The 17,359-nt window shown below is 61.4% G+C and carries 16 protein-coding genes; 6 read left to right on the top strand and 10 right to left on the bottom strand.

The features are described from left to right. Positions 1-87: 87 nt before the first annotated feature. Positions 88-1,050, top strand: a complete 963-nt coding sequence (locus tag JQ863_RS00980; RefSeq protein ID WP_204112468.1) for a stealth conserved region 3 domain-containing protein — start codon at positions 88-90, stop codon at positions 1,048-1,050. Here the strand turns inward: JQ863_RS00980 and JQ863_RS00975 are convergent. Both JQ863_RS00975 and JQ863_RS00970 read right to left on the bottom strand, forming a co-directional pair. Beyond that, a complete protein-coding gene (locus JQ863_RS00975) occupies positions 1,032-2,138 on the bottom strand; it encodes a glycosyltransferase family 4 protein (RefSeq protein ID WP_204112467.1) in 1,107 nt (368 codons plus the stop codon). The genes JQ863_RS00980 and JQ863_RS00975 overlap by 19 nt on opposite strands. Beyond that, complete coding sequence (locus tag JQ863_RS00970) at positions 2,135-2,812, bottom strand: CDP-alcohol phosphatidyltransferase family protein (RefSeq protein WP_204112466.1); 678 nt, start codon at positions 2,810-2,812, stop codon at positions 2,135-2,137. The genes JQ863_RS00975 and JQ863_RS00970 overlap by 4 nt, the downstream gene beginning before the upstream one ends. Positions 2,813-2,853: 41 nt before the next feature. Here JQ863_RS00970 and JQ863_RS00965 point away from each other — a divergent pair, with 41 nt between their 5' ends. After that, positions 2,854-3,651: a phosphocholine cytidylyltransferase family protein gene (locus tag JQ863_RS00965; RefSeq protein ID WP_204112465.1), complete on the top strand. Its 798-nt coding sequence runs from the start codon at positions 2,854-2,856 to the stop codon at positions 3,649-3,651. Here JQ863_RS00965 and JQ863_RS00960 read toward each other — a convergent pair. The 8 genes from JQ863_RS00960 to JQ863_RS00925 all read right to left on the bottom strand — a co-directional run bounded on the left by JQ863_RS00960 (position 3,648) and on the right by JQ863_RS00925 (position 11,241). Then, positions 3,648-4,772 (bottom strand): LptF/LptG family permease, encoded by a 1,125-nt coding sequence (locus tag JQ863_RS00960; RefSeq protein ID WP_275411504.1) that lies wholly within the window; start codon positions 4,770-4,772, stop codon positions 3,648-3,650. The genes JQ863_RS00965 and JQ863_RS00960 overlap by 4 nt on opposite strands. Then, entirely contained in the window at positions 4,769-5,890 is a 1,122-nt protein-coding gene (locus tag JQ863_RS00955; protein WP_204112463.1) for an LptF/LptG family permease, read from the bottom strand. Before JQ863_RS00955 ends, JQ863_RS00960 begins: the two co-directional genes overlap by 4 nt. A gap of 39 nt (positions 5,891-5,929) precedes the next feature. Next, positions 5,930-6,814, bottom strand: a complete 885-nt coding sequence (locus JQ863_RS00950) for a phosphatidate cytidylyltransferase (protein ID WP_204112462.1) — start codon at positions 6,812-6,814, stop codon at positions 5,930-5,932. Then, positions 6,811-7,608 (bottom strand): SDR family oxidoreductase, encoded by a 798-nt coding sequence (locus JQ863_RS00945; protein ID WP_204112461.1) that lies wholly within the window; start codon positions 7,606-7,608, stop codon positions 6,811-6,813. The genes JQ863_RS00950 and JQ863_RS00945 overlap by 4 nt, the downstream gene beginning before the upstream one ends. After that, on the bottom strand, positions 7,608-8,729 hold the full coding sequence (locus tag JQ863_RS00940) for an inositol-3-phosphate synthase (RefSeq protein ID WP_204112460.1): 1,122 nt from the start codon (positions 8,727-8,729) through the stop codon (positions 7,608-7,610). The genes JQ863_RS00945 and JQ863_RS00940 overlap by 1 nt, the downstream gene beginning before the upstream one ends. After that, on the bottom strand, positions 8,726-9,343 hold the full coding sequence (locus JQ863_RS00935) for a DUF4833 domain-containing protein (RefSeq protein ID WP_204112459.1): 618 nt from the start codon (positions 9,341-9,343) through the stop codon (positions 8,726-8,728). Before JQ863_RS00935 ends, JQ863_RS00940 begins: the two co-directional genes overlap by 4 nt. Next, positions 9,343-10,518, bottom strand: coding sequence for an aminotransferase class I/II-fold pyridoxal phosphate-dependent enzyme (locus tag JQ863_RS00930; RefSeq protein ID WP_204112458.1), 1,176 nt, complete (start codon positions 10,516-10,518; stop codon positions 9,343-9,345). The genes JQ863_RS00935 and JQ863_RS00930 overlap by 1 nt, the downstream gene beginning before the upstream one ends. A 237-nt stretch (positions 10,519-10,755) precedes the next feature. Beyond that, complete coding sequence (locus JQ863_RS00925) at positions 10,756-11,241, bottom strand: class I SAM-dependent methyltransferase (protein ID WP_204112457.1); 486 nt, start codon at positions 11,239-11,241, stop codon at positions 10,756-10,758. A 252-nt stretch (positions 11,242-11,493) separates the two neighbouring features. On the opposite strand from JQ863_RS00925, the gene JQ863_RS00920 reads away from it, so the two are divergent. Genes JQ863_RS00920 through JQ863_RS00905 form a run of 4 tightly spaced genes read left to right on the top strand, consistent with a single transcriptional unit; the run spans position 11,494 to position 17,345 of the window. Next, on the top strand, positions 11,494-13,275 hold the full coding sequence (locus JQ863_RS00920; RefSeq protein WP_204112456.1) for a dipeptide ABC transporter ATP-binding protein: 1,782 nt from the start codon (positions 11,494-11,496) through the stop codon (positions 13,273-13,275). Further along, positions 13,268-15,169 (top strand): ABC transporter substrate-binding protein, encoded by a 1,902-nt coding sequence (locus JQ863_RS00915; protein WP_204112455.1) that lies wholly within the window; start codon positions 13,268-13,270, stop codon positions 15,167-15,169. The genes JQ863_RS00920 and JQ863_RS00915 overlap by 8 nt, the downstream gene beginning before the upstream one ends. Next, positions 15,169-16,197 carry an ABC transporter permease gene (locus tag JQ863_RS00910; RefSeq protein ID WP_204112454.1) on the top strand — a complete coding sequence of 343 codons (1,029 nt, stop codon included), beginning with the start codon at positions 15,169-15,171 and terminating at the stop codon, positions 16,195-16,197. Before JQ863_RS00915 ends, JQ863_RS00910 begins: the two co-directional genes overlap by 1 nt. Continuing rightward, a complete protein-coding gene (locus JQ863_RS00905) occupies positions 16,194-17,345 on the top strand; it encodes an ABC transporter permease (protein WP_204112453.1) in 1,152 nt (383 codons plus the stop codon). The genes JQ863_RS00910 and JQ863_RS00905 overlap by 4 nt, the downstream gene beginning before the upstream one ends. Positions 17,346-17,359 lie beyond the last annotated feature (14 nt).

Raw genomic sequence — 17,359 nt, 5'->3', positions numbered from 1 at the left:
AGCGGGGCGCAATTGCAATGGATGAGTGCTTGCGCAAGGGATTGAGCCTATTGAAGAATGTGAGCGGAACAATGGAAGCGGGGCGAAATGACCAAAGCGCCAGTGGATGCAGTCTTTACCTGGGTGGATGACCGATTTCCGGGCTATGCCGATCAGCTTGCCGCCTATGCCGGGACTCGCCACGACACCAATCCCAACCGCACCCGCGATAACCTGGACCTGATCCGATATGCGCTGCGCAGCCTCGAGGTAAACCTGCCCGAAGTTCGCCGCGTCTATCTGGTCAGTTGCCGGCCACAGGTTCCCCGGTGGCTAAAAGCCGATCATCCCGATATCGAGGTGGTGCATCACGACCAGATCATGTCCCCCGCGCTTCTGCCGACCTTCAACTCGTTTTCCATTGTCAGCCATCTGCACCTGCTGCCGGGATTGGCCGAACAGTTCATCTATGTCGAGGATGACATGCTGTTCCTCAGGCGCGGTGCATTTGACGCCATGTGGCGGGACGGAGTGCCGTTGTCGCATTTCACCCGCAAGCGTGTCCGTCAGTTGGAGGTGCTGGACAAGACCAAAGAAAGCCCGTGGAACCTGGCCCTGGCCGAAACCTGCGTGGCTTTGGCTCGGCGTGGCATGTCAGCCGATCGGCACCACGTCATTCACGGCCCCAGGCTGATCGAGAAGGCGGTATGGGCGCGGATGATCGACACATTCGGGGATGAGTTCGCGGTCACCCGCGCGTCGCGTTTCCGATCGGCGGGCAATATCCCGCCCGAGTTCCTTTATCCCCATTACGCGGTCGAACAGGGCGCAGCGATAACGGCGACGCGGGGCGAAACGCGCCGGTTCGAGGGCTATGTCTCGCTTGAGAATTTCGCGCCCTGGACATGGGCGCAGTTGCGCATGCTGGACAGGAAATCCCCCTTCACCGCGACGCTGAACGACAGTTTCGAAAACAACCCGAACCCGAGGGTCGAACGCATGGTCAAAGCGTGGCTGGATGCACGGTTCCCGACCCCGTCGCGGTTCGAACGTCAGCCAAGCGCCGATTGAAACAGGCGGACATAGTCGGGCCCGATGCGGGTGACGTCGAACTGGTCTGCGTGGTGCATGGCCCAGTTGCGCATCCGGACAAGTCTTGCCCTGTCTTGGGCCAGCGCGACCAGTCTCGAAGCCAGCGCCCCAGCGTCGCCCACAGGAAATAGCAGGTCGGCGCCCGGGCCGGTCAGGACCGAGGCAAAGCCTGCGTTGTCCGAGGCAACGGGAACAACACCCGCCGCCATCGCTTCAATCAGCACAAGGCCAAAGCTTTCGCCGCCCAGCGCTGCAGCGACAAAGGCATCCGCCCCGGCGACAAGGGCGGGCGCGGCCTCATGTGGCGGAGCAGAAAGCAGGGACACGCGGGGCAATGCATCCGATTCAATGCGCTGTCGTATGGCCTGCTCCAGTGACCCGTTCCCGGCGATGGTCAGATGGGCGTGGGGCAGGGACGCGGATACCTGTTTCCACGCTTCCAGCAAGACGAACAGCCCTTTGCGTTCCTCAAGCCGGCCAAGGCAGATCACGTTGAATGCCGTTTCGTCGGCTTTCTCGATCCGGGCGCCGCGCCATCGAGACAAGTTGATGGTCGGGGGCATGATGCCCGGCACCGGGTTTGCACCCGCCGCAATCCACTGGGCGCGGGGTCCGTCCGAGGGCACCACCACTGCCGACACCCGCTTGTTGAAATATCCGGCGACCCGGCGCAGGAACCAGCTGACGGGATCCGGGCCGTTATCCTCGGGCAATGTCGCGTGAAAGGTTGCCACGGTCGGCAGGTTCAGCCGCCGCCATACCTGCCAGCCAAGCATCGGCACCCAAGGCGTGTGCAGATGCACCACCTCGGCACCCCAGGTCTGCAACTCGGCAACGCAACTGCGCAATTCGGCACGCGTGGCATGGGTCAGTTCGAAACTGGTGCCGTGGACGGATGCGGTGCGGCACCGGCCGATCTGGGTCACGCCTTCGATCGGGGGGCCGGGCGGGGCAAGCACACGGACTTCGTGGCCCTGTTCGATCAACCACGCTCTGAGATCGCGAATGTGGGTCTGAACTCCGCCGGGACGCCCGATGGCATAGGGGCTGACTTCGACGATTTTCAACGCAGCGCTCCGGGTAGAGAATCGGCCAGGTCCAGCACACTGAACACGGTGATGAACAGGACTGCCCAGTGCAGATGGTCGCCGGCAACCGGCAGCAGTGGGATCAATCCGTTCAGGCCACTGACGGCCATGACAATGAATGGTGGGGCGGGGGCGTCGGCGGTCGGGGGCGGCGTTGGGGTGCTGTCACGGCAGACCCGTGCGAACAGACGCAGCCACCCTGCGAACAGTGCCACCGCAGTCCATGTCCAGCCGCTATTGAATTGAGCATCGGCCAACAGGCCCAGCGACAGGTAAAGCAGCCCCCAATGCAGCATGTCGACAAGGAAATCGAACCGGGCGCCCGCTGCGCCGGCCGTGCCGGTCACCCGCGCCATGCTGCCATCGGCGCAATCAAGAATCTGGTGTGTGACCGCCAGCCAGAACACCATGACCGCCGCCGCTTCGATTGGCATGGCAAGTGCGGCGAAGGGCATCAGCAGGGTCAGGACAAGGCTTGCCGCCGTCGCGTGATTGGCGTTGAAACCAAGCCGCAACAATGCCCATGCAACGATGAAACCGGGCCGACGATAAAGCAGGGACAGCGCCCATTCCGTCTGCCATTCGTTGCGGGCCTTGTCGGATGGGTGACTGCGCCTGATCTCGGCCAGCGAATACTGCGTCCTGTCTGCCACCCCGGTCCCCTTCTTGCGAGATATGTTTTGGTAGCATAGGCTTGCGTAACTATTCGAGCAGTTTCAGGGGCTTTGGCGTATTGTCGGACACCACAGCAGTCATCGTGGCCGCCGGGCGCGGCGTGCGGATGGGGCCGCGCGGCAAGCTGACCCCGAAAGGATTGATCGAGATCGGCGGGCATCGTCTGGTTGAGCGTTCCGTCGGCCTGCTGCATGCGGCAGGGGTTGGCCGCGTGCGGATCGTCACCGGGCACCTGAACGAGCAGTATGAAGCGGCTTTTGCCGGTCGCGCCGGGGTCGAATTGGTCCACAACCCGCATTTCGCGGAAACTGGCAGTTTGCGGTCATTGATGACCGGGATTGAAGGGCTGGCTGGTAATCTGATCATTCTTGAATCTGATATCGTGTATGAGGCCCGCGCGCTGGACCCGATGGTTCTGGGCGACAGCGCGCTGTTGATCTCTGGCGAAACCCGCGCCACCGACGAGGTCTATATCTGGGGCCGCTCCGGAGAAGGACGTCGCCCGGCCTTTGTCACCATGTCCAAGGACAAAAACCACCTCGGCGAACCCCACATCGGAGAACTGGTCGGGATTACGTCGGTGTCGGGTGGGAATGTGCCGGTGCTGTTGGATGCGGTGCAATCGCTGTTGGCGGAAGACCCGCGATCAGACTATGAACCCGGCATCATCCGTATGGCGCAGGCGGTTGAACTGCCCTGTCACCTGATTTCCGACCTTGCGTGGATGGAAATTGATGACGAGGCGATGCTGAGCCGCGCCAGAGAAAAGGTCTGGCCCCGGATCGAGGCCAATGACGCAATGCGTCTGGCGGGCTAGGGCGCGCGGGCAAATCGGCCCGACAACCGCAACTGCAGAAGCGTGACCAGCGCCGCCGCGATTGCCAACGGGATCAGGCAGGCGGTGAAAGGGCCAATCACGCCGTGTTCGCCCAAGGCCCAGAACACCTTGACCAGCACGAGCGAGACATAGCCCAGAACACCCAGGCCGATCAGTCGAAACGGTGCCAGCAGACGCCCGCTTAGACCTGACCGCGCCAGCGACGCACCCAGAAGGCTGAAGACGACCGGCAGAAGAAATGCGGTCCAGCGACGGGCCACCGCGGTTTCGGCATTAGCCTGACCGGGCTGGCCGGACAGCGAAGTGATTTCACGCAGATTTTCTTGCGGGATATAGAACCCGCCAACTCCCAGATAGCGCACCCGGGCCGGAGTCAGCGGGAATGACAGGTTCATTTCTCCGCTCTTTTCTGCCGCCATTGCACCGCTTCCGCGCGCGCGCCATTCCGTGACCCCATGCAGGATCCAGGTGCCTGGGTCTTTGCCGGGTGTCGCGGTTTCAGCCGCGATGATCCGTGACAGGTGGTCGGCGGATACCCCCTCGAACAGCAGGACATCGCGCAGAATTGGCGGGGATTTTGTGACCTGGGCCCTCAGCGCGCGGTCATCGTCCAGGAACCAGCGTGCGCGGTCGTCCTGCCCGCCAAAGCGCCGGGCATAGGTGCCCAGCCCCAGTTCGACCTGCGCAAACACCGCTTTTGGTCGCGCCCAGCCTTCCAACACGGTCTGCACCGTACCCAACCCCAGACCCGCGATCAGGATCGCTGCCATCAGGAAGGCATTGGACGCGCCTGCAGCCTGAAGGATCACGTTCTCAAGTCGCTGGTGGCGCAGCAGCTCGGTGGTGAAACTCCCGACGAGACAGGCCATCGGCAAAAGCCGCGTGACGACATCGACCCCGCGTAGCCCAAGGTAAGGAAACAGCAGCGTTCCCAGCGACGTGTCGCGCCGGATCGACGCGGTGCGGATTTCATCGAGGTTTTCGGTGATGTCTATGGCAAAGGCCACGATGAGAAGCACCAGCATGAAAAACAGAATCGTTCGCAGATGTTGACCTGCAATCCGGCGTCCGGTGACGCCAAACAGCGCGCGCGAGGTCATGTGCGGCCTCGGGGCGGGGTCATCATGGTTTCGCCGCGCCAGAGGATGACCGCCAGCGGCGGGCCAAGGTAAGCGGCAATCACAATAGGTGTCAGAACCAGCCAGGGCACGCGTGCGGCTGCGTCTGTAACAAGTGTGCGCCCGGCCACGTCAAAGACCATGACCAGCAGAAGCGCGGCAGGTAATGCCAGCAGGCGAGAGAGGTCACCCGCTGACAGCGCCACCGCCGCCAGAGCGACAAGCGCGGCGAAGGGCACCAGCAGGGCGCGGGCTGCGATCCCCGACAGGCGGCGGGGGTCGGCGTCGGACAGGGCCAGAACCTTTTCGGCACGGCTGCGTGACTGGTTTGGAGCGGGCACCACCGATGCCAGTGAGAATGCCAGCTCTGCGTTTTCGACGTTGAAAGCGTGGATCGGGCCAAAAGACCCGGTCTGGTTGCGCGACGGGCTTTGGAACAGCCGTAGCGACTTCATCACCAGAACCTCATCTGCCGACCCGGTCTTGATGGTCCAGTCGCGCGATTGGCCAGCGCGCCAGTTTGAGGGGTCTTGCGGTTGGAAGAAAAACAATCTTCCGCGGGTGTCCGGGCCGTTTTCCGGCAGCCCATCGGGTGCCGACGCGATGAAAGTCACCCCGTCCAGGCGGTGTAGCGTGTCGCGCGGTCCGTCGCGTGTGATTTGACTGGTCAGGTAGTCTGTCCGCAATTGCGCAATCGTGATCCTTTCCGAATAGCGCGCCTCGGGCAGGACGAAGCCGGCCACGATGAGGCTGACAAAGCCGCCGACGACACCTATGCTCAGGGCAAACCATACGATCCGGGTCCAGCGGATTCCGGCGGTGGCAAGGATGACCAGCTCTCCTCGTGCGCGCGCCTCGCTGACGGCAAAGTAAAGGGCGATGAGCAGTGCCAGCGCCAGTGCCAGGTCCAGGATGCGAGGCAGCTTTAAGACCAACAGCCAGCCCAAGTCCCAGACCGCCCCGTCATAGCGCAGCGCCTGTTCGAGAAGTGTGGTGAAGCTTTCGGCCAGGAAAACCGCTTCGACAAGCAACAGGATCAGCGCCAGCCGTGCAAGGACAGGCCGCAGAAGGATCCGGGTCACGGGGCCGATCGGGGTCATGTCGGGATTGTGGGAAAGGCGCGCATCAAGGGCAAGCTGTTACTGCGCGATCAGGATCATTGACAGCGCAGCCACCCCTGCACCTGCCGCAATCCAGCTGTCAAACGTGTCAAACAGACCGCCTTGGCTTTTCAATACTACCGGGAAATCCTTGACCCCGGCCTTGCGCTTCATTCGAGACGCGCCGAGGTCCCCGGCCAGGCTGAACAACCCCACCGTCAACGCCAGCACAACTGCACCCCAAAGGGGTTTGCCCACGATCAGCGCCACAAGGACGGCTGTCAGAGCAAGCCCCGCCACACCGCCGGCCAAACCCTCGACCGTCTTTCGCGGGCTGAGCTGTGGAAATGCCTTGGTGCGCCCGATCAGCTTGCCGGTCAGAAGCGAGTAGGAATCGAATGTCTCGACAAGGATATAGCAGGCCAGCATTACCGGTCCGAGGGCCGGGTTCAGCGCGGCAGCGGCCAGGATGCCAAGTGGAAGTAGGGGAAAGACCAGAAGTTCACCCCAGCCACGTATCGTTCGGCTACTGTTGCGGGGAAAGGCCACCAGACGCACGGCGGCAAGGCACCAGATTCCCGCATATGTCAGCGCCGCCAGCGGCAGGGTCATCGCGCCAATGGAAAGGGCAAGCGTCGCGGCGGCCACCAATGGCGCTTGCTGCGGCCCAAGGCGGACATGCCCGGCCTCGTATCCGATGCGGCAGGACAGCGCCGCAAGTGCGATGCCCAGCGCCCATCCCCCCAATAGGAAAATGCCGACAAGCGCGCCAAGAACCAGCGCGGCGGGGTTCAGGGTATTGAATAGCTCTTTTGCAAGATTCCGGCGCGCAGGGATCAGCCAGATCAGCAGAACCAGCCCATAGCCGATAGCCAGAAGGCACAGTGCAATCAGTGCGATCTGGTCGGTGTCCAGGCCGATCACAGGTCACCCGCCTTTCGGATCACGCGTCCCTGCCAGGACCGAAGTGCCGGTGCGACAAGGCTGGCCAGGCGGTTCAGCGCCGACATCTGCAGACCTGGCGTAATGTCAAAACGATTCCGGGCCATGCCCTTCAACATCGCGGCCGCGACGTCCTCTGCTCGCCAAAGCCCGCCGCCTGCTGTGATGGCCTTGGTCGCCTCGGGCTTGGTGCGCGCTTCGGCTTCAAGCTGCGGCGTGTCCGTGTCGGGTGGAAAACAGATCGAAACGCCAATGCCATGCGGGGCCAACTCGACCCGCAGCACCTCGGCCAGACCACGCAGGGCGAATTTCGAGGGCGCGTAGGCGCTATAGCCGTGGATGCCGAAAAAAGCTGCGCCCGAGGCAATGAACCCGATCCGGCCGCCGCCTGCCTTCTTCATTTCGGGGGCAAGGTGGTGGGCAAAGAACAGGCTGCCGCCATAGTTCACCGCCATTTGGCGATCATGGCTGTCCAGGGGTTGATGCAAAAAAAGCCCCGGTTCGGCTATGCCGGCAGAGGCGATGGCGATTTCGGGCGGGCCCAGTGCCTGAACTGCGTCGTCAAGCACCTCTCCCATTGCGTATCGGTCGCTGACATCGGCGGCGTAGAGGAAGATGCGGGTGTCCGGCGCGCGAGCGAGTATCAGCTCCCGCGCAGCGCCCAGTTTTGCGGTGTCACGGGCGAAGATGGCAAGGTCGCGCCCCTCGGTGGCCAGTTGCTCGCACAGGGCAAGCCCGATGCCACTTGACCCGCCGGTGACAAACGCCGGACCCATCAGTCAGCGCCGTCGCCATCGCCATGCGCAAAGGCAAGCACCATGTCATGCGCTTCTGTGTCTTCGAATTGTTCAGGCGGGTGCTTGAAGAAAAAGGCGCTGGCGGCAACGACCGGCCCGGCCATGCCGCGATCACGCGCGATGCGGGCACAGCGGATGGCAGCCAGCGCCATGGCCGCGGCATTGGGGCTGTCCTCGACATCAAGACGTAGTTCGATATTGGTGCGCGCACCGCCGAACAGCCGCCCTTCGAGTCGGACATAGGCGACCTTGCGGTCATTCAGCCATGGCACGTAGTCCGATGGGCCGATGCGAATGTCTTGATCCGCCAGCCGTTCCTCAAGCGCGGCCTGCACTGCCTCGGTCTTGCTTTCGCGTTTCGATAGAAGCCGGCCATGGTCGGACATGTTCAGGAAATCGGTATTGCCACCGACGTTCAACTGATAGGTTCGGTCGATCCGGACCCCGCGCATGTCGGCAAGGTTGGCAAGCGTGCGGTGAACAATGGTGGCGCCCAGCTGGGCTTTGAAATCGTCGCCCAGAATCGGTACGCCGGCATCGGCAAATCTTCTGGCCCAAACCCGGTTTGATGCGATGAAAACGGGAATGCCGTTTACCACGGCGACCCCGGCTGCCAGTGCGCAGTCGCAATAGAACTCGACCGCCTTTTGCGACCCGACAGGCAGAAAGATAACCAAAACCTCGGCGCCCGAGGATTTCAGCACCTCGATTACCTCGTCCCGCGTCATCTCGGGCGCATCAGACAGACGGAAAGACCTGTCTTCGGGCTGGTTCAGCATATGCGCTGACACCCCGTCCAGGTTCGGTCCGCGCGACACGGTCGCAGTCTGGTCGTCGAGATCGGCGAAGAACTGTTCGGTGCAGTTTGGCGCGGCCATCACTGCCTTGCCAACCGGCTGACCGACCTTGCGGGCATCAACGTCGAATGCGGCGACAATCTCGACATCGCCGGGACGATACCCGCCCAAATCCGGGAAGCTGACTCCGACCGCGTCTTCCCCCTTGGCGCGGCAGTAGGAAATACCCTGAACCAGCGAGCTGGCGCAGTTGCCGACACCTGCGATGGCGGTGCGGATCCGGGTGGTGGTGGGGTTGGTCATTCGTTTATTGCTCCGCCCGAAACAGAATAGTTGAGTGTCATGTGCCGCCCTGTCGCCGGAATGCGTCCGAACAGTCGGATCGACACGACACTAGGGATCAGGCCACGGTCGTCGAGGTCAAGATAGGCATAGACAAGCTGGACGTTCTTGCCGTTGAAATCAAACCATAAATCGGCCTGTCCGGGCGCCGCTTGCCTGAGTTCCGTTTCAAAGCCGGGCAAGGCCGCGAACCGGATGCGGAATATTCCGTCATTTTTGGTCGCCTTGGCCTTTGTGCCATAGGCAAAATTGCGTTCGGAGAAACTAAGCGCCCGCGTCGCACCGCCAGTGTTGTATCGGCGCCAATAACCATGCAGTGGGGACTTGCGGTCCAGCCTGCCTGCCTTGTCAAACCGCGCGGCGTAAACCACGGTGTTGGCATTCATCGAGCGCTGGATAAAGAAAACCTGGTTTTTGTCGGTGGGGCGGGCAAATTCGGGTCGGGCAATTGGCAGGCCATTGCTTTCACCGGCGGAAACGAGACTGAGCTTCGGTACGGCAAGCGCTGTGCCGGGAAACATGGTTATTGCCCCCAATGCGGTGAACAACCCGATGACGGACCGGCGTGTCAACATCACTCGGCGCTGATCCTGTCCGGGGCGCGGGTCGATGCGGCGCGGGCCTCGGCCACCTTTGCGATCACCCGGTCAATATCCGCCTCTGTGTGGCTGGCCGACAGGAAAAAGCGGATGCGTGGCAGGTCCTTGGGCACGCCGACATGAATTACGGGCGGCGCATAAATTCCTGACTGCATCAGCGCCTCGGCGACAAAGACACATTGCTCGGGCGTATCGAACAGGACCGGGATTACGGCTTCGCCGACAGCGGTTCCGGTATTCAACCCGGTAGCGCGGGCGCGGGACAGGAAATAGCGGCTGTTGGCACGCAGCCGGGTGACACGCTCGGGTTCGCGGCGCAGCATGTTCAGCGCCTCGTGCGCGCCGGCTACTGTTGCCGGCGACAGGCCGACCGAGAACACGAAGCCGGCGAGCGTAAAGCGCAGCCATTCGATTACCTCGGCCGAGGAACAGATGAATCCGCCTGAGGCGGCAAAGCTTTTTGACAGCGTGCCAATGATGAGTTCAATCCGTCCGGGATCAATGTCGAAATGTTCGCACAATCCTGCGCCGGTCGCGCCCAGAACGCCAAAGGAATGTGCCTCGTCCAACAGAAGCCAGGCATCGTGGCTTTCCTTGATTTCAAGCAGGCGGGGCAAGTCTGTGATATCGCCGTCCATCGAGAACAACCCCTCGGTTGCAATCAGGACGCGCCCATAGTTCCCGGCTTCGGCCTCAAGTATCCGGGCAAGGTCTTCAAGGTCGTTATGGGCATAGGTGAGCGTGGCGAATTTTCCTGTTTTTGACCCGATCACAATGGAGTTATGGGCAAGGTCGTCCATAATCAGCAGGTCCTTGGGGCCAAGGACGTGATTGATGATCGAAACATTCGTCAGGTAGCCCGAGATGATCGACAGCACCCCGCCAACCCCGATGAAGTTGGCCAGGTCGTTCTCCAGCGCGCGATGGGCAAGTCGTTCTCCCCCGACAAGACGCGACGCGCCGACGCCGGTGCCGTGGCGGTCAATCGCGCCTTTGGCGGCCGCAGTCACCGCAGGATGATGGGACAGGCCGAGGTAGTCGTAGTGCGAGAAACTGAGATAACCCTGCGGCCATTGACTGCTGGCGTCTTCCAAACTGTCGGTGGGCACGAAATAGGGATGCCCGTTTTCGATCAGGGCTTTTCCGCTCAACCTGAAACGGCGCTCTGCGAATTTTTCAAAACTGGTCGGTGCGTCGCCCATTAAGCCCCCCGGAGCCGCATTTCGAACATCAGGACCTGAGGAGGTTTGGTGCGAAGACGAGAAAAACAGGCACCCTGAAGAAACGTGATATTCTGATTTATTCCATCAGTCTAAGGCGATTACCGCAAACGGCACAACAGAAATTGGCCTTCTTCGAAATGAAGGCTTGGCGCGTTGGAGGCCGTTCTATCTCTGGTAGATGAAACAGCGCCCCGGAACTGCGTCGGCGGGCAGATCAATCTCGCGCAGATCATCGAAATACATTTGGTCGCTGGACACCATCAGGCCGCCGGGTGCGAGCAGGGGTTCTACCAGTGGCGAGATCAGACGCGCGAAAGCATCGTTTTTCTCAAGGTTATGTCCGCCCAGATCGGCATGGATCAGATGTGCGGTAGGACCAAAACGTTCCAGCGCCGCTGGCAGGGTGTCGCGCACGTCGCCAAGGATGGTCTGGTCCTCGGTCGGGGTTGAGGCCGGGTTCGACGCGACCTCACGTTCGAAGACGAAAATCTGACGCTCAGGCATCTTTTCCCGCATGTGATCGAAGGTGCGACCGTTGCCCAGACCCAGTTCGAATACCGGGCCGGTCATGCCCTTGGTGGCATCTACCGCATAGTCCAGACAGGCGCGTTGCGACACCATGCGGTTGATGAAGACGTCCAGTCGGCTCATGGTGGCAGGTCCTGTAATCTTGATGCGTCCGGCGCCACATAATCGGCAAATCCGGCCAGTTACAAGAGGTTAACAGCGGCACATAGAACTGTCGTGCCGCCGGGACTCTGAAAGAACAAAAGCGCCAAGCGGCTTGCGAGGTTCTGGCAAATCATGTTTGACTTGGTCTGGTGGTGCGCGTCGGGCCTGCGCCGGTGCCGGCCACGGCAACGCGGGGCTGCGGATCGTGCCGTATCGGATCGGGGGAAGAGTGTGACATCACTTCTGAACGTAGAGGGGCTGACCATCGGTTTCGGCAATGATGCCCCTGTCGTCGAGGACGTGTCTTTCTCGGTCGAACTGGGCCAGACGCTGGCGCTTGTCGGGGAAAGCGGCTCAGGCAAGACCATGTCCTGCCGTTCCGTGCTGAAAATCCTGCCACCAGCCGCGAAAATCCTTTCAGGCCGGGTCTTGCTGCGCGACGAAAAGGGCGATGGCGTCACCGACCTGCTGCCGTTGTCGAACCGCCGCATGTGCGATGTTCGCGGCAACAGGGTGTCGATGATCTTTCAGGAACCCATGCGCTCGCTTTCGCCGTTGCACCGGATCGGCAACCAGGTGATTGAGGTGCTGCGCCTTCATCCCGACCAGTCCAAGAAGGGCAAGAACAAGAAGCGGGTTCTGGAAACATTCGAGCGCGTGGGGTTTCCCGACCCCGAGCGCGTGTTCTCGTCCTATCCGTTCGAACTGTCGGGGGGAATGCGCCAGCGCGCGATGATCGCAATGGCCATTGTCGGGCGGCCCGACCTGTTGATCGCGGATGAGCCGACGACGGCGCTTGATGTGACCACGCAGGCGCAGGTGTTGGGGCTGATCAAGGACATTCAACAGGAAACCGGAATGGCGGTAATTCTTGTCACACACGACCTGGGCGTGGTGGCAAACATGGCCGACAAGGTCTGTGTGATGAACCGGGGCCGAGTGATGGAAGCGGGGACCGCCGCCCAGATCCTTGGCGACCCGCAGCACCCTTATACCAGAGATCTGTTTGCCGCTGCGCCAAAGATTCCCGAAACCGGTGGAAGCGAGAAGGCACCGGACAAGACCGACCTCGTGCTTGAAATGGCAGGAGTCAACAAGACCTACACGCTGAAAGGCTCTGCCCCGTGGTCGCCGAAAGTGATCGTGCAGGCGGTGCGCGGCGTCGATCTCACGGTTGAGCGCGGCAAGACCACCGCTGTCGTGGGTGAAAGCGGGTCAGGCAAGACTACGCTGGCGCGGATCGCACTGGGGGCCGAGGCCGCCGATCCCGGGTCGGCCATTTTTTTCCGCGCCGAGAAAACCAGCCAGCCGCTTGATATTCAGGCGATGGACCGTGACCAGCGCGTCGCCTTTCAGCGGCAGGCACAGATGGTGTTCCAGGACCCCTATTCGACGCTGAACCCCCGGATGCGGGTGATGGAGGCGCTTGCCGAGCCGCTTGAGATTCACGGTATCGGTTCTAATTCCGAGCGTATGGCGCGGGCGGAAGAGATGCTGAAATGGGTGGGCCTTTCGCCCAATATGATGACCCGGTATCCGCACGCCTTTTCCGGCGGACAGCGCCAGAGGCTGTCGATCGCGCGGGCGTTGATGCTGGATCCCAGCTTTCTTGTCTGCGACGAGCCGACCTCGGCCCTGGATGTCTCGGTGCAGGAACAGGTTCTGCAACTGCTTGAGGAAATCCGTGACCGGCTGAACCTGTCCTATCTGTTCATCAGCCACGACCTTGCCGTCGTCGGACGGATTGCAGATGACGTGTTGGTGATGCGCGCGGGGCTGGTGGTGGAACAGGGCCCGCCCGAGGCGTTATTCTTTAACCCTAAGCACCCCTATACCAAGGCGTTGATCGCAGCTCAGCCTGAACCCGACATACATCGCCCGATCGACCTGAAAATCGTCGCACAAGGGGCGGGTGACCCCTCGACCTGGCCCGAGAGTTTCCGGTTCGACGGGATGAATGCACCGCCATTGACCGAGACCGAGCCCGGTCACAAGGTACGCTGCCATGCCTAGACATTTTGCCCTGATCCTTGCCACTGCGCTTTTTGCGTCACCCGTCCTGGCCGAATACAAGGAAGGCGCGTTCTGGAAGACGGATGTGGATGCCGGATCCCTGCCGCCGATCACCGAGCGGTTGCCAGAGGTGCCGCTGGTCGTCGATCTGGAGGCCAAGGGTCGTGTTCTGGGCAAGGAAGGCGGCACGCTGTCGACCATGGTCACACGCACCAAGGACGTGCGCCAGATGGTGGTTTACGGCTATGCGCGGCTCGTGGGTTATGACCATTCCTATCGCCTTGTGCCCGACATCCTTCAGGACATCGAGGTCGAGGACGGGCGCAAGTTCACTCTGCGCCTGCGCCCCGGTCACAAGTGGTCGGACGGGCATCCATTTACCTCGGAAGATTTCCGCTATTGGTGGGAAAACGTCGCCAACAACCCAGAGCTGTCACCCTCGGGCCCGTCAGAATTTCTGCGCGTCGATGGGCAGTTGCCCGAGGTCACATTTCCAGACGCGCGCACCATCATCTATGAATGGCAGGGCCAGAATCCCCAGTTCATGCAGGCCATGGCCGAGGCGACCCCGGTGTTTATTTACCGCCCGGCCCATTACCTGAAACCGTTTCACGCCGATTTCAACGACCCCGACACCCTGCGCCAGCGCCTGCGCGAAAAGCGCGTGCGCAGCTGGGCCGCCCTGCATAACAAGCTGGACAACATGAGCCGGTTCGACAACCCCGACCTGCCGACGCTGCAACCGTGGATGGTGATCTCGGGCGAGGCGCAGACGCGGGCGCAGTTCGTGCGCAATCCCTATTATCACCGGGTCGACACCAACGGCGTGCAATTGCCTTATATCGACGTGGTTGAAATGGACGTGGTCGCGCCGGGACTTATGGCGGCCAAGGCCAACGCCGGCGAGACCGAGTTGCAGGCGCGCGGGCTGGATTTCAAAGATGCCGCCATCCTGCGTCGGGGCGAGGCCGAGGGCGGCTATCGCATGCATTTGTGGGACAACGGCGTGGCGTCGCAGATCGCCATCTATCTCAACCTCAACTACAATGACGAGGGCTGGCGCAACACCATGCGCGACGTGCGTTTCCGCCGCGCGCTGTCCTTGGCGATTGACCGAAAGACCATCAACAAAGCGCTTTATTTCGGGTTGGCGAAAGAGGGCGCGATGACGGTCCTGCCTTTGTCGCCCTTTTTCAAGGAAAAGAACCGCAAGGCATGGTCAGCCTATGACCCGGTGGCGGCGGGGGCTTTGCTGGACGAAATGGGCCTGACAAAACGCGACCGCGAAGGCACCCGCATGTTGCCCGACGGACGTCCGCTGTGGATCGTGATCGAAACCGCCGGAGAACGGCAAGAGGTTGAAAACGCGCTGCAAATCATCACCGACAACTGGCGCGACATCGGCGTCAAGCTGATTATGCGTCCGCTGGAACGCGACATCCTGCGCAACAGGGTCTATGCCGGCAACGCCATGGCAGCGGTCTGGTTCGGCTGGGATCATGGATTGGTGCAGCCGCATACACCACCGGTGTTCGCGGTTCCGATGCAACAGGAATTCTTTGCCTGGCCGAAGTGGGGTCAATACTACCAGACCCATGGCACGGCAGGAGAGCCGCCCGACATGCCCGCCGCCGTCCGCCTGATGGAACTGGGCGAGGCCTGGAAGAAGGCACCGACATCCACCGATCGTAGCCGCATCTGGCAAGAGATTGTCGATATCCATGCAGACCAAGTCTATGCCATCGGCATCCTTGCCGAAGCACCACAACCCGTCGTGGTGTCACATCGGCTAAAGAACGTGCCGGAAAAGGCCATCTGGGCATGGTCGCCCGGTGCTCATTTCGGCGTTCATCGGATGGACGAGTTCTTTTTCTCCGAGCCGGAGGGCAACTGATGGCCATTCTGCGCTATGCCCTGTTCCGGACACTCACCATGTTTGCCACCTTGTTGGTGGTCTCGGTCCTGATCTTTGCCATCATTAACCTGCCGCCCGGCGACTACCTGTCAAACCAGATCAACGAATTGCGTGCGACCGGGCAAGAAAGCGGCATCGCCAAAGCCGAGTTCCTGCGCAAGGAATATGCGCTGGATCGACCATTGTGGGAACAATACCTGATCTGGATGGGCTTCGCGCCGGGGCCGCACGGGTTCTCGGGCATGCTGCAAGGTGAATTCGGCTGGAGTTTCGAGTTCGACCGCCCGGTGTCCGAGATCGTGGGCGAAGCTCTGTGGCTGACGGTCCTTGTGAACCTTGCCGCCGTGCTGTTCGTCTATTTGATCGCGCTGCCTCTGGGCGTTCTGGCGGCGGCCAAGTCGAAGACATGGATCGACTATACCTCGGCCTTTATCGGCTACCTCGGGCTGGCGACGCCGAACTTCCTTCTGGCGCTGATGCTGTTCTATTACGGCCATAAATACCTAGACCTGCCCATCGGCGGGCTGATGCTGCCGGAATACGAGGGCCAGCCGATGAGCTTTGAGAAGATGAAATCGGTGCTGATCCACCTGATCATCCCGACATTTGTGATCGGCACCTCGGGCGCAGCAGCAATGCAGCAACGGCTGCGCGCGAACCTCTTGGACGAACTGGCCAAGCCCTATGTCGAGACCGCCCGTGCCAAGGGCATGTCCGAACCTGCGCTTCTGACCAAGTATCCTCTGCGTGTCGCCTTCAACCCGTTTGTCGCCGATATCGGCACGCTGTTGCCGGCGTTGATCTCGGGATCGGTTCTGGTCTCGGTCGTGCTGGGGCTGCAAACCATCGGGCCGGTCTTGCTGACGGCTCTGAAAAGCCAGGACCAGTTCCTGTCGGGCTTCGTGCTGATGTTTGTGGCGCTTCTGACGCTGATCGGTACGCTGATATCCGATCTGCTGCTGGCATTGCTTGATCCGCGCATCCGGTTCGGAGGGCGTGGACAATGAGCATTCAACCCGATGGCCGTTATCTTGATGACCGCCCATACGAACCTGATCCGGGAACCGAGGCGCGCCATGCCGATATGGATATGGCGAACTGGCGGCTGATCTTCCGCCGGTTCCGCGAACACAAGCTGGGTTATTTCTCGGCCTTGTTCCTGCTGATTTCCTACCTGTCGCTGCCCATCGCCGGGTTCATCGCGCCTTATTCGCCAAATTTTCGTCACGCCGACCACCTCTATGCGCCGCCGCAGGGCATTCACCTGTTCCACGAAGGGTCGTTTATCGGGCCGCATGTCTACCCGATCACCGCCGAGGTCGACATGGAGGATTTTAGCTGGAAATACATTCCGGACACCGAGAACCCGGCGAAGCTGCAGTTTTTCTGCGAAGGCAATTACTACAAGCTGGCCGGACTGTTCCGCACCAATCGCCATCTGGTCTGCGCGCCCGAAGGGGCGACGATCTTCCTGTTCGGGTCAGATCGGCTGGGACGGGATGTGTTCAGCCGCATCCTTTATGGTGCACAGCTGTCGTTGACCGTGGGGCTTGTCGGGATCACGGTGTCTTTCGTGATCGGGATCGTGCTGGGGTCCATCGCCGGCTATTTCGGCGGGTTCCTTGACTGGATCATCAACCGCGTGATCGAGATCCTGCGAAGCCTGCCAGAACTTCCCTTGTGGCTGGCTCTCTCGGCCGCAGTCCCATCGCATTGGTCCCCGGTGGCGGTGTTTTTCATCATATCGATCATATTGGGAATTCTCGACTGGCCCGGTCTGGCGCGGGCGGTGCGAAGCAAGTTCCTTTCCCTGCGCGAGGAAGAGTTCGTCCGCGCGGCCGAGATGATGGGGGCGAAGCCGTCGCGAGTGATCCGCAAACACCTTTTGCCGAACTTCCTCAGTCACCTGATCGCGTCCGCGACCCTGTCGATCCCCGCGATGATTTTGGGCGAAACCGCGCTGTCTTTCCTTGGACTTGGCCTGCGCGCACCTGCGGTCAGTTGGGGGGTGATGCTGAACGATGCGCAGAACCTGGCGTCGATCGAGATCTACCCGTGGACAGCGATCCCGATGCTGCCGATCATCATCGTGGTGCTGGCGTTCAACTTCTTCGGCGACGGTCTGCGCGACGCGCTTGACCCAAACCGGAGTTGATGGCCTGAACACCG

It is taken from the genome of Shimia biformata (assembly GCF_016888515.1).
Taxonomy (GTDB): domain Bacteria; phylum Pseudomonadota; class Alphaproteobacteria; order Rhodobacterales; family Rhodobacteraceae; genus Shimia_A; species Shimia_A biformata.
This window is presented reverse-complemented; position numbering and strand designations above follow the sequence as displayed.